The 15,462-nt window shown below is 45.3% G+C and carries 16 protein-coding genes; 3 read left to right on the forward strand and 13 right to left on the reverse strand.

From position 1 onward, the window contains the following. Positions 1-109 precede the first annotated feature (109 nt). From thiI to pomA, 3 genes are all read right to left on the reverse strand, one after another. On the reverse strand, positions 110-1,567 hold the full coding sequence (gene thiI, locus H8B19_RS01545) for a tRNA uracil 4-sulfurtransferase ThiI (RefSeq protein ID WP_186505010.1): 1,458 nt from the start codon (positions 1,565-1,567) through the stop codon (positions 110-112). 70 nt (positions 1,568-1,637) lie between these two features. Next, positions 1,638-2,573, reverse strand: coding sequence for a flagellar motor protein MotB (locus tag H8B19_RS01550; RefSeq protein ID WP_186505011.1), 936 nt, complete (start codon positions 2,571-2,573; stop codon positions 1,638-1,640). 11 nt (positions 2,574-2,584) lie between these two features. Further along, positions 2,585-3,346: a flagellar motor protein PomA gene (pomA, locus tag H8B19_RS01555; protein WP_186505012.1), complete on the reverse strand. Its 762-nt coding sequence runs from the start codon at positions 3,344-3,346 to the stop codon at positions 2,585-2,587. A 262-nt stretch (positions 3,347-3,608) separates the two neighbouring features. Here pomA and H8B19_RS01560 point away from each other — a divergent pair, with 262 nt between their 5' ends. From H8B19_RS01560 to dxs, 3 genes are read left to right on the forward strand one after another with little or no spacing between them, the layout of a single operon-like run. After that, the gene (locus H8B19_RS01560; RefSeq protein WP_186505013.1) at positions 3,609-3,863 is read left to right on the forward strand and encodes an exodeoxyribonuclease VII small subunit; all 255 of its coding nucleotides are present in this window, start codon (positions 3,609-3,611) and stop codon (positions 3,861-3,863) included. Further along, complete coding sequence (gene ispA, locus H8B19_RS01565) at positions 3,860-4,747, forward strand: (2E,6E)-farnesyl diphosphate synthase (RefSeq protein ID WP_186505014.1); 888 nt, start codon at positions 3,860-3,862, stop codon at positions 4,745-4,747. Before H8B19_RS01560 ends, ispA begins: the two co-directional genes overlap by 4 nt. A 15-nt stretch (positions 4,748-4,762) precedes the next feature. Beyond that, positions 4,763-6,625, forward strand: a complete 1,863-nt coding sequence (gene dxs, locus H8B19_RS01570; protein WP_186505015.1) for a 1-deoxy-D-xylulose-5-phosphate synthase — start codon at positions 4,763-4,765, stop codon at positions 6,623-6,625. An 881-nt stretch (positions 6,626-7,506) separates the two neighbouring features. Here dxs and H8B19_RS01575 read toward each other — a convergent pair. From H8B19_RS01575 to H8B19_RS01620, 10 genes are all read right to left on the reverse strand, one after another. Continuing rightward, the gene (locus H8B19_RS01575; RefSeq protein WP_186505016.1) at positions 7,507-7,995 is read right to left on the reverse strand and encodes a phosphatidylglycerophosphatase A family protein; all 489 of its coding nucleotides are present in this window, start codon (positions 7,993-7,995) and stop codon (positions 7,507-7,509) included. Positions 7,996-7,997: 2 nt separating this feature from the next. Further along, positions 7,998-8,963 carry a thiamine-phosphate kinase gene (gene thiL / locus H8B19_RS01580; protein ID WP_186505017.1) on the reverse strand — a complete coding sequence of 322 codons (966 nt, stop codon included), beginning with the start codon at positions 8,961-8,963 and terminating at the stop codon, positions 7,998-8,000. A gap of 8 nt (positions 8,964-8,971) precedes the next feature. Further along, positions 8,972-9,397, reverse strand: a complete 426-nt coding sequence (gene nusB / locus H8B19_RS01585) for a transcription antitermination factor NusB (RefSeq protein WP_186505018.1) — start codon at positions 9,395-9,397, stop codon at positions 8,972-8,974. Between the two features lie 3 nt (positions 9,398-9,400). Next, positions 9,401-9,874, reverse strand: coding sequence for a 6,7-dimethyl-8-ribityllumazine synthase (gene ribH / locus H8B19_RS01590; RefSeq protein WP_186505019.1), 474 nt, complete (start codon positions 9,872-9,874; stop codon positions 9,401-9,403). A 114-nt stretch (positions 9,875-9,988) separates the two neighbouring features. Then, positions 9,989-11,098, reverse strand: a complete 1,110-nt coding sequence (ribBA, locus tag H8B19_RS01595; protein ID WP_186505020.1) for a bifunctional 3,4-dihydroxy-2-butanone-4-phosphate synthase/GTP cyclohydrolase II — start codon at positions 11,096-11,098, stop codon at positions 9,989-9,991. A 13-nt stretch (positions 11,099-11,111) separates the two neighbouring features. Beyond that, positions 11,112-11,783, reverse strand: coding sequence for a riboflavin synthase (locus H8B19_RS01600; protein WP_186505021.1), 672 nt, complete (start codon positions 11,781-11,783; stop codon positions 11,112-11,114). 26 nt (positions 11,784-11,809) lie between these two features. Then, complete coding sequence (gene ribD, locus H8B19_RS01605) at positions 11,810-12,940, reverse strand: bifunctional diaminohydroxyphosphoribosylaminopyrimidine deaminase/5-amino-6-(5-phosphoribosylamino)uracil reductase RibD (RefSeq protein WP_186505022.1); 1,131 nt, start codon at positions 12,938-12,940, stop codon at positions 11,810-11,812. Positions 12,941-12,944: 4 nt separating this feature from the next. Next, positions 12,945-13,394, reverse strand: a complete 450-nt coding sequence (gene nrdR, locus H8B19_RS01610) for a transcriptional regulator NrdR (RefSeq protein ID WP_186505023.1) — start codon at positions 13,392-13,394, stop codon at positions 12,945-12,947. 142 nt (positions 13,395-13,536) lie between these two features. Beyond that, positions 13,537-14,334 (reverse strand): ion transporter, encoded by a 798-nt coding sequence (locus tag H8B19_RS01615; protein WP_186505181.1) that lies wholly within the window; start codon positions 14,332-14,334, stop codon positions 13,537-13,539. A gap of 137 nt (positions 14,335-14,471) precedes the next feature. Further along, complete coding sequence (locus H8B19_RS01620; RefSeq protein ID WP_186505024.1) at positions 14,472-15,455, reverse strand: aldo/keto reductase; 984 nt, start codon at positions 15,453-15,455, stop codon at positions 14,472-14,474. Positions 15,456-15,462 lie beyond the last annotated feature (7 nt).

Raw genomic sequence — 15,462 nt, forward strand, 5'->3', positions numbered from 1 at the left:
AGATTAAGAAATTAACCTGATTTTATTTAAATAACAATGGATTAGAAGAGCTAACAGAGAGGCAGGGTGAAGCGATAACATAAAGCCCGCGCTTCACCCCAAATTTGAATTATTTTTTACGGTACACAAATACATTGTTAAAGCCCTGCTCGTGCAGCAATAAGGCTTGTAATTTACTCATCACACCACGATCACAATACAAATAATAATTCGCTGACGAGTCTAAATCACCAAACTGAGTCGATAATTTGTAAAACGGAATATGTTTAACAATGGTACCGTCTAATTCCAGCGGCGCGTCTTCCTCTTCCTCAGGCGAGCGAATATCCACTACCACGGCACCTTGTGGCAACTCAGCAACGGTTTCGACTTCTTTAACCTCCTGCTCAGCCTGTTCAGCAATGGTACGGATATCAATCATCTGCGCCTTGTCAAAGGCTGCATCTAACAATGCAAAATCGAATTTAGCTTCTTCTTCTTCGATTTTAGGTAATAACGCTTTAACGGTTGGTTTTTTCGAAATCACACCACAATATTCCGGCATGGTACGGGCAAAATCCTCGGTACCAATTTGGCGTGCGGTATTAATGATTTCCTGCTTGTCGGCACAAATCAGTGGACGTAATACCAACATATCGGTCACTTTATCGATAACCGAAAGGTTAGCTAAGGTCTGGCTCGATACCTGTCCTAAGCTTTCACCGGTAACGAGCGCAGAAATGCCAAAATGTTCAGCAACACGTGAAGCCACACGCAGCATCATGCGTTTTAACACCACACCCATTTGTGAATTTTCAACTTTAGTCAGAATTTCTTCGACGATAGGGGCAAAATCTACCGTGATAAATTTTACGCGATGTGATGCACCATATTGCTGCCATAAATAATGACTGACCTGCTTCACGCCAATTTCATGCTGCTCACCACCCAAACGGAAAAAGCAGTAATGCGTGCGCGCGCCACGGCGGATCATCTGATAACTGGCCACACCTGAGTCAAATCCTCCCGACATCAGTGACAATACATCATCCTGAGTAGGGATAGGAAAACCGCCCAAACCACTAAGGCGCTGCTCGACCATAAATAAACGGTCGTCTTCAACTTCTAAAGGCACGATCACGTCAGGGTTTCTCAGGTTAACCCCACCGGTTTCGCAAAATTGATTTAAACCACCGCCCACATAACGGCCAATTTCTGGCGAGGTAAATTCATGTTTACCACGGCGTTTGACTCGAACGGCAAACGACAGCCCTTTAAGTTTGTGTTGCCACACTTGTTTAACTTGCTGATAAATATCATCCAAATCGGTAAAAGTACTTTCACGTACCTGCAACACCTGCTCAATACCGGGAATACGTTGCAACTGATCGACCACCAACCGGGCGTCTGCTTCGCTTTTGGTACGCGCCGACATTTCCAGTTTATCCCACTTGTTTTTTATTCCGACTTTAAAGTCGTAAGGTTTAAAAACATTGCGGATATTAGATTCCAGAATTTTAGTAAAACGCTTGCGCACCGATTTACTTTTTATGGTGATTTCCGGATGCAGTTTGATGATAAATTTCATGAAAGGATGTTCGTGCAGCTAAAGTGGCTGCGGATTATACCTGAGCCACTTTGAGTTGCAAAAATAACGCCTACTCGGTCGGAGGCGTTAACGAGATGGGTTTGGATTCTTTGGCTTTGCCCTGCATGACTGCAATTTCTACCCGGCGATTACGACTGCGTTCTTCTGCTGTCGCATTAGGTCCAAGCGGTTGACTGGCAGCTCGGCCAATAACCACCATACGACCTTCATCAAACCCGGGGGCATTTCTTAGTTCTTCAGCCACAGACACTGCTCTTTTGGCAGATAAATCCCAGTTTGAACTGTACAGTTCATTGGAAATACGCTGATTATCACTATGACCGGATACATAAACTTCGCCCGGCATATCGGCCAGCAAAGTGCCTATTTTACGGATAATCGGTTTAAACTGTGGTTGCAAAAATGCTGAACCAGCCGCAAAAGAACCATGCTCGCGAATACGGATAATAATTTGCTGACCGAGTGACTCGAGCTCAATGGCGCCATCGAGGATCTGTTCCTGCAGCTGCTCGGCTATTTTTTTCATTTGCTCCGACACTTGCTCATTATCGGCAGTGCTTTCACTTTGTGCTGCGGATTGATCAACCGCGGTTTGTTGCGACTGACCGCCCGTTTGATCACCACGCTGATTTTGCTGGCCGCCGGAATTAGGCTCTTCCCCGTCTTTAAACTCCAGTGTTGGCTGAGTCATTTCCATGGTTTGTTGCTGGATATTTTCAATGGGCGTCGGATCGGGACGTCCTGGACGAAACTCCATGGCTATAACACTGGTGCCTTTTGGAATATCTTTAACTTCAATTTTGTTTTGCACACCAAAAGCAAACTTCATTGAACCGGCTATTTGCTTAAATTTGAGTACATCCATTTCCGAGAAGGACAGCAGCAATACAAAGAAACACATAAGCAACGACATTAAATCGGCAAATGTGCCCATCCACGCCGGTAAACCGGGAGGGGGACATTTAGGGCATTCTTCTTCGGCCATATCTAACGACTCTACTCTTTTGGCTCGGTAATGCGCTTACCTTCAGCGATATAGTTTTTCAATAAACCTTCGATAACACGCGGGTTTTGACCATCAGCAATGCCGACCACGCCATCCAGAATAAGCGATTGATTGAGTTTTTCCTGAGCGGCGCGGTTTTTTAATTTATCTGCGATAGGGATACAAATAACGTTAGCCATAAATGCACCATACAAAGTGGTTAATAATGCTACCGCCATGGCAGGCCCGATAGATTTTGGATCATCCATATTCGACAACATAGCCACCAAACCTACCAGGGTACCTATCATGCCCATGGCCGGCGCAACATCACCAAGCGCTTTAAAAATCGAAGAACCAAATTCGTGACGCTCGCTAGTCATGGAAATATCTTTAGCCAGCGTGTCGCGCACCACATCCACATCATGGCCATCTACCAGCATATCGATACCTTTTTGCATAAAGGGAGATTGAATTTCCACCTCTTCCAGCGCTAAAAATCCACCTTTACGTGCGGCATCTGCCATAGAAACGATTTGAGCAATTAAATCTTCCGGCTGGTCAGATTTAAACATAAAAGCTTTGCCGATGATTTTTCCAGCGTTAAAAAACTGCCCTAAAGTAAAGCCCATCATAACGACGAAAAAAGAACCGACAAATACAATCAGGATAGATGGCACGTTGATATACATGCTCATTTCGCCGCCCAGTAACATCGCCATTACGATAAAACCTATGGCGCCAATCATGCCGATAATGGTTGCTAAATCCACCTACACTTTCTCCATAATTGCAGCAAAATGACTCTACAGATCAAAGGCTTAATCTTAGCCTGCCTGAACATTAAGACAATATACTAACCCATTCCACGTTTTTTGCATTGCAAAATGCACTGATTAATTTGTAGTTAAGTAGCTGAGTTATTTCATCATTTTATCGACCCAAACACCAAAAGCTAAAGCGATAATATGCAGTAAAATTGTTTGACCCCTTTTGTCCCCTCGGGTAAGGTGCGCTCAGCATTAAGAGGGTATTATGACTACCAGCAAACAATCTTCAAATCTTACCTTTGAGCAATCCTTGCAGGAACTGGAAAGCATCGTTAATCAGATGGAACAGGGTGATCTGGAACTCGATCAGGCACTCAAGCAATTCGAGCGTGGTATTCATCTGGCCAGACAAAGTCAGCAAAAACTGACCGCAGCAGAACAAAAAGTAAAAATACTGCTGGAACAGCAAGGACAGGAAGACCTATTCGACTTTGACGCGCCACAGCAAGGACAGGAATGAACTGGCAACACGCGCAACAGCACTATGCGGACAGAATCAATCAACTGTTGGCATCACACATAGCAAAATTAGATAACCATGCACCACATCTCAAAGCAGCGATGGAATATGGGCTGCTTATGGGCGGTAAACGTGTGCGGCCTTTTTTAGTCTACGCGCTGGGCGATGCATGCGATGTCAGACAAGCCGATCTGGATGTTTGTGCAGCAGCAGTAGAGTGCATTCACGCCTACTCATTGATTCACGACGATTTGCCAGCAATGGACGATGATGATTTGCGTCGTGGTCATCCAACCTGCCATAAACAGTTTGATGAAGCCACAGCCATTCTTGCAGGAGATGCATTACAAACCTTAGCGTTTGAGATTTTATGCCACGAACCATTATCAGAGCATCTCGAAACGGTTCGAATTGAATTAATCAGAATTCTTAGTCGGGCATCGGGCTATGCTGGCATGTGTGGTGGTCAGGCGATGGATTTGGCCAGCACTGATAAACAGATCAGTTTTGAACAATTAAAAGCACTGCACAATAAAAAAACCGGTGCCTTAATTAAGGCTGCGCTACATATGGCCGCGATTGTCGGTCAGCAAACGGCTCAGCAAATTGGGATTATTTTACAATACGCTGATGCAATTGGCCTCGCGTTTCAGGTACAGGATGACATTCTGGATGTGACAGCTGACACTCAGACGCTGGGTAAACCCCAGGGGTCAGATGAACAAGCTAACAAATCTACTTATCCTTCCCTACTCGGATTAGCGAAAGCGCAACAACAAGCCCAACAGCTTTATCAGCAAGCACTACACGCTTTACAAACTTTACCTTACAATACGGATATTCTGCAGGCATTTACTGCGTATATCGTTCAACGCGATCATTAAAAATACTATAAATTCATGAGCTTAAATTTAGAGCATTATCCGGTACTGGCACTGGCAAATACCCCGGAAGAGCTGCGAAAACTGCCACAAGATAAATTACCGCAACTTGCTGCGGAATTACGTCAGTATCTGTTAACTGCGGTTAGTATCAGCAGTGGCCATTTTGCATCGGGCTTAGGTACAGTCGAGCTCACAGTTGCACTGCATTATGTTTATAACACCCCTTTTGATCGTCTAATTTGGGATGTGGGTCATCAGGCCTATCCGCACAAAATTTTAACGGACCGCCGGGAGCGCATGACCACTATACGTCAAAAAGGTGGATTACACCCCTTCCCCTGGCCACCTGAAAGCCCCTATGACACCTTTGCAGTAGGCCATTCGTCTACCTCAATTAGTGCTGCATTAGGTATGGCGATTGCGGCAGAAAAAGAAGCGAAAAACCGTAAAGTGGTAGCGGTCATTGGTGATGGTGCATTAACGGCGGGCATGGCCTTTGAAGCGCTGAATCATGCGGGTGACATTCGTAAAGACATGCTGGTTATTCTCAATGACAACGACATGTCGATTTCAGAAAACGTTGGCGCACTGAATAGCCATTTAGCTAAATTACTTACCGGCGATTTATTTAACAGCATTCGTAACAGCGGTAAAAAGCTGCTGGATACCCTGCCCCCCATCCGTGAGTTTGCCAGCCGAGCGGAAGAACATATAAAAGGCATGGTGGTACCTGGCACCATTTTCGAAGAATTAGGTTTTAACTATATTGGTCCGATAGACGGCCACGATGTAAAAGGCATGGTGGATACCCTGCGTAATATGCGCAATATGCAAGGTCCGCAGTTTTTACACGTCATCACCAAAAAGGGTAAAGGTTTCGAACAAGCCGAGCAGGATCCGATTAAATACCACGCGGTACCCAAATTTAATCCATCAGAAAATTCATTACCTAAATCGAGCAGTCAAAAACCGACCTTTTCAGCTATTTTTGGCGACTGGTTGTGCGATATGGCGATAAGCGATACCAAATTGATGGCGATTACCCCAGCCATGCGTGAAGGCTCAGGCATGGTGGCGTTTTCCAAACAATTCCCACAACAGTATTTTGATGTTGCCATAGCCGAACAACATGCCGTTACACTGGCTGCCGGTATGGCCAAAGATGGATTAAAACCGGTGGTGGCTATCTATTCATCGTTTTTACAACGTGCCTATGACCAGTTAGTTCACGATGTGGCATTGCAAAATCTGGATGTACTGTTTGCCATCGACCGCGCGGGCATTGTCGGTGCCGATGGTCCCACTCACCAGGGTGCGTTTGATATATCCTTTATGCGCTGTATTCCTAATATGGTGATTATGGCACCAAGTGATGAAAACGAATGTCGTCAAATGCTCTACACAGGTTATAAATATCAGGGGCCAGCAGCAGTGCGTTACCCACGAGGCAGCGGCATTGGCACCGACATTCAAAAAACCATGAATGAAATTGAGTTAGGCAAAGCTAAACTATGTCGTTCAGGCAGCAAAACCGCCATCCTCAATTTTGGTCCACTAATGGGGTACGCCATCGATGCCGCAGAGCAGCTCGATGCAACTTTAGTGGATATGCGCTTTATTAAGCCTATCGACAAAGCCATGTTGGATAAAGTGTGCAGTGAACATGAACTGATTGTAACACTGGAAGATAATGCCATTATGGGCGGTGCTGGCAGCGCAGTGAGCGAATATCTGCATCAACAACAGCATAAGTCTTCACTGCTGATGTTAGGTTTACCCGATGAGTTTATTGTGCAAGGCACACAGCAGGAAATGTATGCTGAGCTTGGATTAGATACTGCTGGGATTGTGAGTAAAATTAAGCAATTTTACGCATAGTGTTGATGACAGATTGATTTTGAACAAAGCGGCTTATGCCGCTTTTTTGTAACTACCGTAACCTGTTGGATTTGTAGAAGTGCAAACTTTTCAGCGCTTGACGTATTTTTATTTCACACACCTTCGGTGCGGCCTGAAAGACTAAGAGAAGGATGCCCGCAGCAGAGGTCTTTCACTCCTCCGACTTTCTTCACGCCAAAACCAAACTGGCTTTATGTCTAAGCGGCCAAAGGCAGCTTGGTTTTGTCTAAAAGTCAGAGTCGCATTAAGTCAGCCATTGGCTGCCTGGGAAAACCATAACGTTGAGTCTTCACCGCGACAGCAGCCAAACGCAGTTTGGCTAAACGCGACTCCAACTTGCCTTGTGTAGGTGAAACTTGTTCGAACGGGGAAAACAGGACGTTTTCCCGAGGTGCGTGCTTTGCACGGATAGCTGCCTCGCACCGTTTCGAATAAACAAGTTTTGCAGGAACAAGATAAGCAAGTTGGCGGAGTTAAAGACCTTTCGCCTATTTGGGTCTGTCCAAATAGGCTCGCGCCCCGGGAAGGGCGTGAAAACATCAGGGATGATTACAGTACGATTAAATATTGAAGGATTTTTACTGCGGGCTTCCTGTCCTTCGCCTTTCAGGTCGCACACAAATGGGTAAGTAACCCATTGGAATAGCTTCAGCTAGCCTGTGTCGCAGGTGAGCTACAAGGAGGTAGTGAATAAAAGTACGTTCAAATTTGATCCAGCCAAATTTGTCGCCTCTTTGAATGTCTCTAAAGGGGGGCTTGGGCGACATAGATGTCGTACGAAAAAAGCTAAGGATAGCTATAAAATCCAAATAGGCGGGCCCCACACACGTGCGTGTAGAATAAAACGAGTAAGAACTAAATTAATTCAGCCATTGCAAATATAACAACACCTGCATGCAGATGAAGGTAAACACCCCAGCCAAAATATCATCAGCCATAATCCCTACTCCGCCATGAATATGTTTATCCAAATAGCTAATAGGCCAGGGTTTAACGATATCGAAGAAGCGAAAGAGCACAAATGCAGTAACTATGGTATTAAACGATAACGGCACAGCAATCATGCCAATCATGTAACCGACCACTTCATCCCACACAATTGAGGAATGGTCATGCACTCGCATATCCCGTGCAGTGCGACCACAAATATAAAACCCAGCTAGCGCAAAAAATACCGCTAATGCCGCAAACCAGGTATCAGGCAGTAAAGCAAACACCAGCACAAACGGAATGGCGGCCAGAGTGCCAAAGGTGCCCGGCGCGACAGGGGCTAAACCTGAGCCAAAACCCAATGCCAAAAAGTGCCACGGATTTTTAAGCGAAATACGGCTACGCAGTAATGTATCCAAGATTAACCACTGAAGTGTTCAAAGCCTTTTCGTTCATACTGAAAAGGTTGTTTATTAAGCTGCATTTCAAGTTTTTGCGCCTGTCCTGTCATTTGTCCAATACAGGTAATAGGCACGTTTGAATGCAATAAAGCCCTGTCCAGTGTGCCTTTTAACTCTTCCGGCACACAGAACAATAATTCGTAGTCGTCACCACCCGCTAATGCATAATCCAGCGCTTTTTCTGGGGTGGTACTTTCCATCATAGCCGGCGACAAAGGTAATTTTTCAACGTGTAACAAGGCGCCACATTGAGACATACGTAATAAATGACCTAGTTCCGCCAAGGTACCATCAGAAATATCAATACAGGCGGTTGCAATACGTCGTAATGTCGTGCCAGCTAATACACGAGGTGTGGGGAAGTGCAAACGGTTGGTCAGGTAATCACGATGCTGGTAAGGCACCTCAGCACGATTAAGTGCTACATCTAAGCCTAGAGCGGCATCACCTAATGTGCCTGTGACATACAGCAAATCACCAGGTTTAGCCCCGGAACGGGTTAATGCCTGATTTTCAGGGATAAACCCCATGGCTGTAATAGTGACCGATAACGGGCCTTGTACCGTATCACCGCCGATCAGTTGGACAGAATAATATTCACACAACTCACGCATGCCCTGCGAAAACGCATCTAACCAGTTTTCATCCACTTCAGGTACAGACAGCGATAAATTGATCCATGCAGGCTCTGCGCCCATGGCGGCTAAATCACTTAAATTTACCGCAACAGCTTTATGGGCAATAGCCTGTGCGGCAGCATCTTCAGGAAAATGTACACCTTTGACCAAGGTATCTGTGGTCACCGCGAGTTGTTGGCCTGCCGCGACTGAGCTAACAGCACAGTCGTCACCGATGCCAATTAATACATCCTTGCGTTGATAACTACGTTTTTTGAAGTAGTTATCAATAATTGAGAATTCTTTCACAATAAAAATTAATCTGCTTTTTCGTGCTTGCGGAAGTAATGAATGGCTTTATCCAATACACCGTTAACAAACTTATGGCTTTCTTCAGCACCAAAAGATTTCGCTAACTCAATGGCTTCGTTAATCACGACTTTGTAGGGTACATCAACACGATGCTGTAATTCGTATGTAGCAATTCGGATAATGGCTTTTTCTACTGGATCCAATTCTTCAGGCAAACGGCCCAAATAAGGTTTAATTTTGCTATCCAGTTCATCCACTCGCGCGACGACCTGACTCAGTAATTCCTGAAAATACGGCATATCCACTTTTGTCATGTCATTGGTGGTTGCCATATGTAGCTCTATGCTTTTGACGTTATTTCCCGTCATCTGCCAGGAATAAATCGCTTGAAGCGCCAGTTCTCTGGCGTTACGTCGCGCGGCTGGTTTCATCTTTTATACTCCGGCTAACTGATCAACAACATTAACCATTTCCAGTGCGCCCAGCGCTGCCTCAGATCCTTTGTTGCCTGCCTTAGTACCAGAGCGTTCAATCGCCTGTTCAATGCTGTCTGTGGTGATCACACCAAACGACACAGGAATACCATACTCCAGAGATACTTGTGCCAAACCTTTGTTACATTCACCTGCAACAAAATCAAAATGCGGTGTACCACCACGGATTACCGCACCCAGGGCGATAATTGCATCAAATTTTCCGCTTTCAGCGGCTTTTTTGGCTACCAATGGCAACTCATAGGCACCAGGAACGCGGATAAGCGTAATATCGGCTTCGTTCACTTCACCGTGGCGATCTAACGTATCCAGTGCACCTTCAACCAGACTTTCAACCACAAAACTGTTAAAACGGGAAACAACCACAGCAAATTTTTTGCCGGTCGCACGGATATTACCTTCAATGATATTCATAATGCCTTCCTGTAGAAGCAGAGCTAAACCAATGCTAAAACGAGTTAATTTTCAGAGCCTTAAAAAATGCGGCGCGCATTATAGCACTTAATTTACCGCTCAGGCAGGTTAAATTTATAAATCAGAAACGTACTCAACGATCTCAAGTCCATAACCCGACAGGGCTGAGTATTTCTTCGGCTTACTTAATAAACGCATTTTGTTTACACCTAAGGAAGCCAGAATCTGACAACCCACACCTACCGTACGTGAGCTGCCACGCCAGGTCGCTCCGGTTGGTTGTTCGCCCCGATCTTCTGCTGCAAACTGATGAATTTTAGTCAGGATATCCTGTTCAGATTCGTTTTTACCCAAGATAACCAATACACCGCCCTGCTCGCCTATGGCTTTCATGGCACAAGGTAAGTTCATGCTACGTTCTACCGAGCGCACTGACCCCAGCATATCGCTGAAGGTATCCTGCAAATGCACACGTACCAATGTGGGCTGGTCTTTTTCGACTTTGCCTTTTTGCAGTGCATAGTGCAGCTGATTGTCGATAACATCTTTAAAGGTAATTAGCTCAAAGTCGCCGTATTCAGTGGGTAAATGACACTGCGCCACCTTTTCGATGGTGGTTTCGTTTAAATTACGGTATTCAATTAAATCGGCAATAGTACCAATTTTAATATCGTGTTTAGCGGCAAACACTTCCAGCTCTGGACGACGTGCCATGCTGCCATCTTCATTCAGAATTTCGACAATCACACTGGCGGGTTCGCAGCCGGCTAAACGGGCTAAATCAACACCCGCCTCGGTGTGACCGGCACGATTTAATACGCCACCTTGTTTGGCGATTAATGGGAATATATGACCCGGCTGCACAATGTCGCTCGCTTTAGCATTTTCGGCCACAGCCGCTTGCACGGTTCTGGCACGATCTGCGGCTGAAATACCTGTGGTTACACCTTCAGCTGCTTCAATCGACACCGTAAAATTAGTGCTGAATTGCGCGCCATTGTTGGTCACCATTAACGGTAAATTAAGGCGACGGCAACGTTCTTCGGTCATAGGTAAACACACTAATCCACGCGCGTGTGTCACCATAAAATTGATTGCTTCAGGCGTCACATGTTCTGCCGCCATAATCAGATCGCCTTCGTTTTCACGATCTTCATCATCCATCAGAATAACCATTTTACCCTGACGAATATCTTCAATAATGTCTGCGGTGCTGTTTAACATCTGTAGAGCCTGTTTATCTTTTTTTGTTTAGAAAGCCATTTTCTGCCAAAAAGGCCAGACTAATGTCTTGTTTCTGTTCACTGTGCGCCGCTTTATCGCCCAACATCAACCGTTCCAGATATCGTGCAATCACGTCCACTTCCAGATTAACCCTGGTGCCCGTTTGATAATCACCAATAATGGTTTCCTGCATGGTATGTGGTACCAGCGTTAAGCGAAAACGGTGTCCATCCACCTGATTAATGGTCAGGCTAACACCGTCTACCGTGACAGAGCCTTTTTCTGCAATATATCTGGCTAGCTCAATGGGGGCACTTGCCCAGATTTCAACGGCTTTACCATGATCTTCAATGCTTTGGATTTCACCCACACCATCAACGTGTCCACTGACAATATGACCGCCAAAACGCGAGGTGGGTAACATGGCTTTTTCCAGGTTGACCCGCTGACCAATGCTGTAATGGGCAAATCCACTGCGAGCGATGGTTTCGGCCGACACATCTGCACTAAATGACTGACTATCAAAGGCCACCACAGTCAAACAAACGCCATTAGTGGCAATTGAATCACCTAATGCCACGTCACTCATATCCAGTTTGCCAACATCAACGGTTAAGCGAACATCAGTTTGCTTGCGGCTTAATTCACGTACCACACCCGTAGAAGCAATGATTCCTGTAAACATATTGACCTTAGTGTTAAATAGAATGGTTACTGGTACTGAGGCACTGCAATTATACGAATATCGTGCCCGACCATGCGTACATCCAGATATTGTAACTCAATTGCCTGTTGCATGTGTTCAAATTCCGGTAAATTCAATAAGGATTTAGCACTATGTCCCATTAATTTGGGCGCCTGATAAACAATCAGCTCGTCGGCTAATTTAGTGTCTATTATTGCCCCCGCCAGACTTGCCCCCGCTTCAAGCCACAGATTATTAATATTCATTTCACCGAGTTTTATCAGCAAGGCATCTAAGTCGATTTTGTTGTTTTGCGCCAGCGGCGCTTGCCACTGCTTAACATATTCAGATTCACCCACGGCCTTATTAAACGACTTATTGACCAGCAACACGGGGATCGGCTGATTAAAAATAGTTAAATCAGCGGATAAACGATTATCGCCATCGATTACCACACGCAGTGGCTGACGCAGCGATTGTTGATCAATATGAGCGGGCTTATGGCTCAGTTCGTTATAGCGCACATTCATGGATGGATTATCGGCCAGTACCGTATCGGCACCGGTTAAAATGGCGCAGCTTTGGGCGCGAAATTGCTGCACATCTTTACGCGCGGCAGCAGAGGTGATCCACTTGCTGTGGCCATTGGCCATGGCGGTTTTACCATCTAAGCCACAGGCCAGTTTCACCGTGACAAAAGGACGTTGATTAACCATGCGTTTGATAAACCCACGGTTTAAGTGATTGGCTTGTGCTTCCAGTAACCCGCTTTGCGTTTTAATGCCTGCATCCTGCAGCATGCGCAGACCTTTACCGGCTACCAGGGGATTAGGATCCTGCATTGCACAAATCACCTCACTGACACCGGCTTTAATTAAGCCTTCGGCACACGGTGGTGTGCGACCATAATGACTGCAAGGTTCGAGGGTGACATAAGCAATTGCGCCTTTTGCGGCATCGCCTGCCATGGCTAAAGCATGTACTTCGGCATGTGGTGTGCCAGCACGTTGATGCCAGCCTTCGCCAATAATATTGCCTTGCTGATCGGTAATCACACAACCCACAGCAGGATTAGGTGATACTGTCCATAATCCCTGCTCTGCCAGTTGCAGCGCGCGCGCCATCATTTGCTGCTGATGGGCAGTAAAAGTGGCCATAAAATCAGTCTCCGAGTCGGGCGATTTCTTCCCCAAACTCACGGATATCTTCAAATGAGCGGTACACCGAGGCAAATCTTACGTAGGCGACTTTATCCAGTTCTTTAAGGCCATCCATAATCAGATTGCCGACCAGTTCACTGGTGACTTCACGTTCGCCGGTGGCACGCAGTGCCGACTTAATGCGGTTAATACATTCTTCGACTTTTTCGGTATCCACCGGGCGCTTTTCAAGTGCACGCTGCAAGCCCGCACGCAGTTTGTCTTCATTAAAAGGTTCACGTGAACCGTCGCGTTTTACCACGCGAGGCATCACCAGTTCCGCCGTCTCAAAGGTCGTAAAACGCTCGTGACAACGAATACACTCGCGTCTGCGTCTTACCTGATGCCCTTCGGCAACCAGTCGTGAATCAATCACTTTGGTTTCCTGTGCGGAACAAAATGGACAAAACATAATGATTTATCTGCCTGATAATTTATTAACTGACGCTAAGCTACCAAATATCGGAGTAAAACGACAGCGCTTAACCACCCAAATTTTTCACCATTAAAATCAATCTTTTTATTGATTTTCAATAGCCTGCGTCATTGACACATCACAATTTAACCTTGTTTTGTGCTTGTAGTAATTGCTTAATTTCTGCTAATTCCTGTTTTAACTCCGCCATTGTAGGTTCGTTTGCTGCTTCTTCGGCATTGGCGCGGTTGTGCTCCTGCTCCATCACATTGACCACTATGCCAATCACCATATTTAAAAACGCAAAGGCAGTGAAAAAGATAAATGTCAGATAATAAATCCAGCTTAACGGATACACCTCCATGGTTTCATATTGCACATCGGTCCAGTCCTCAAAGGTCATAATGCGGAAAAGGGTCAGCATGGAAATAGCTATATTGCCCCACAAATCGGAATTGATTTCTTTGAACATAAAACTACCGACGGCGGCGTACATATAAAAGATGATAAACATCAGCAGCACCACATAACCCAGTTGGGGCAAGGCGCGCAGAAGTGAATTAATTAAAATCCGTAATTCAGGAATAATCGACACCATCCGCAGCACGCGGAACACACGAACTAAACGTGCTAATAATGCCATTTCGCTGTCCTGTATCGGTATCAAACTCACTAACACCACTAAGGTATCAAAGATATTCCAGCCAGATTTAAAGAAGCGCTTTTTATCCGGCTCAGTAACAAAACGTACCGTGATCTCAAATAAAAAGAACACGGTAATAAATAAATCTAAAAAGTAAGTAATGGTTGCTGCAATGGGTGGCAAGTCGTAGGTTTTAGCGCCAATTTCCAGTGCCGAAATAATAATGACCGATACGACAAATAGTTCGAAAATACGATTGTTCTTTAAATTAGCCAGTTGTTGTTGGATGGACATAAATAGATTAAACACTCAAAACGACATTGCGCACAATTTTGCCAGAACCACGTAAAAATCCCATAAAAAACGCCATCAATTGATGGCGTTTTTTGTTTCAGAATTTTAAAACCGTTAAACCGGCTGGCAAAACAGCGTTAATAAGGCCCGCGAATATGGCTTTGGACTTTATGTTGGTAAAACGCAGCTAATTGTTGATGTGTTGATTCAGGTAGTGGCGCTAAATCCGCAATCGCTGCATTGTCTGCCACTTGTTTTACGGAACTGGCACCCGGAATAATCGTGGTTACTGCCGGATGATCTAAAATCCAGCGCAACGATGCCTGCGCCATGCTAATGTCCTGTGGCAATAAACCTTTTAATTCATCTGCCAGCTCGACACCTTTGGCAAAGGGTAAACCAGCAAAGGTTTCCCCCACATTAAAACACTCACCATTTTGATTGAAGTTTCGGTGATCCGTGGTGCTAAAGGTAGTGCCGGTTTTAAATTTACCGGACAACAAACCACTGGCCAGCGGCAAACGCACAATAATACCCACGCCTTTTTGCTGCGCTTTAGGCAGTAATTCGTTTACCAGTTTTTGACGAAAAATATTAAAAATCACCTGTAGAGACTGCAGGCCATCCTGCTCCAGGCAAATTAGCGCTTCTTCCACCGATTCAACACTGGCACCAAAATAACGAATTAAACCTTCATCCTGCACCTTGCGTAACCAGTTAAAAATATCACCTTGTTTGAGTACATCAACAGGAACGCAGTGCAATTGCAGTAAATCCAGTTGTTCAACACCAAGACGTTCGCACGATGCAGCAATAGCCTGACGCAACGCGTCTTCAGTATAGTTATCGGGGAATACATCGCCACCACGTCCAAACTTAGTCGCTACTCTTATACTGGCGCTGGATTGCTTTAAGAAATCCCCAATAAACTTTTCACTTTTGCCTGCACCGTATACATCTGCTGTATCAAAAAAGGTCACACCTTTATCTACAGCAGTCTGCAAAATGGCAAAGGCTTGTTTATCGTCAAAATCAACCCCAAAGTCGCCACCCAGCTGCCAGCAACCCAAACCAACTTCACTCACATCAAAACCACTGTGTCCAAGTTGTCTTTGTTTCATTTATTAA

It is taken from the genome of Neptunicella marina, assembly GCF_014270035.1.
Taxonomy (GTDB): Bacteria; Pseudomonadota; Gammaproteobacteria; order Enterobacterales; family Alteromonadaceae; genus Neptunicella; species Neptunicella marina.

Bases quoted from the DNA above. Each gene is read 5' to 3' on its own strand.
- thiI (WP_186505010.1), bottom strand. From the start codon at position 1,567: ATGAAATTTATCATCAAACTGCATCCGGAAATCACCATAAAAAGTAAA.
- H8B19_RS01550 (WP_186505011.1), bottom strand. From the start codon at position 2,573: ATGGCCGAAGAAGAATGCCCTAAATGTCCCCCTCCCGGTTTACCGGCG.
- H8B19_RS01560 (WP_186505013.1), top strand. From the start codon at position 3,609: ATGACTACCAGCAAACAATCTTCAAATCTTACCTTTGAGCAATCCTTG.
- ispA (WP_186505014.1), top strand. From the start codon at position 3,860: ATGAACTGGCAACACGCGCAACAGCACTATGCGGACAGAATCAATCAA.
- dxs (WP_186505015.1), top strand. From the start codon at position 4,763: ATGAGCTTAAATTTAGAGCATTATCCGGTACTGGCACTGGCAAATACC.
- nusB (WP_186505018.1), bottom strand. From the start codon at position 9,397: ATGAAACCAGCCGCGCGACGTAACGCCAGAGAACTGGCGCTTCAAGCG.
- ribH (WP_186505019.1), bottom strand. From the start codon at position 9,874: ATGAATATCATTGAAGGTAATATCCGTGCGACCGGCAAAAAATTTGCT.
- ribBA (WP_186505020.1), bottom strand. From the start codon at position 11,098: ATGTTAAACAGCACCGCAGACATTATTGAAGATATTCGTCAGGGTAAA.
- H8B19_RS01600 (WP_186505021.1), bottom strand. From the start codon at position 11,783: ATGTTTACAGGAATCATTGCTTCTACGGGTGTGGTACGTGAATTAAGC.
- ribD (WP_186505022.1), bottom strand. From the start codon at position 12,940: ATGGCCACTTTTACTGCCCATCAGCAGCAAATGATGGCGCGCGCGCTG.
- nrdR (WP_186505023.1), bottom strand. From the start codon at position 13,394: ATGTTTTGTCCATTTTGTTCCGCACAGGAAACCAAAGTGATTGATTCA.
- H8B19_RS01615 (WP_186505181.1), bottom strand. From the start codon at position 14,334: ATGTCCATCCAACAACAACTGGCTAATTTAAAGAACAATCGTATTTTC.
- H8B19_RS01620 (WP_186505024.1), bottom strand. From the start codon at position 15,455: ATGAAACAAAGACAACTTGGACACAGTGGTTTTGATGTGAGTGAAGTT.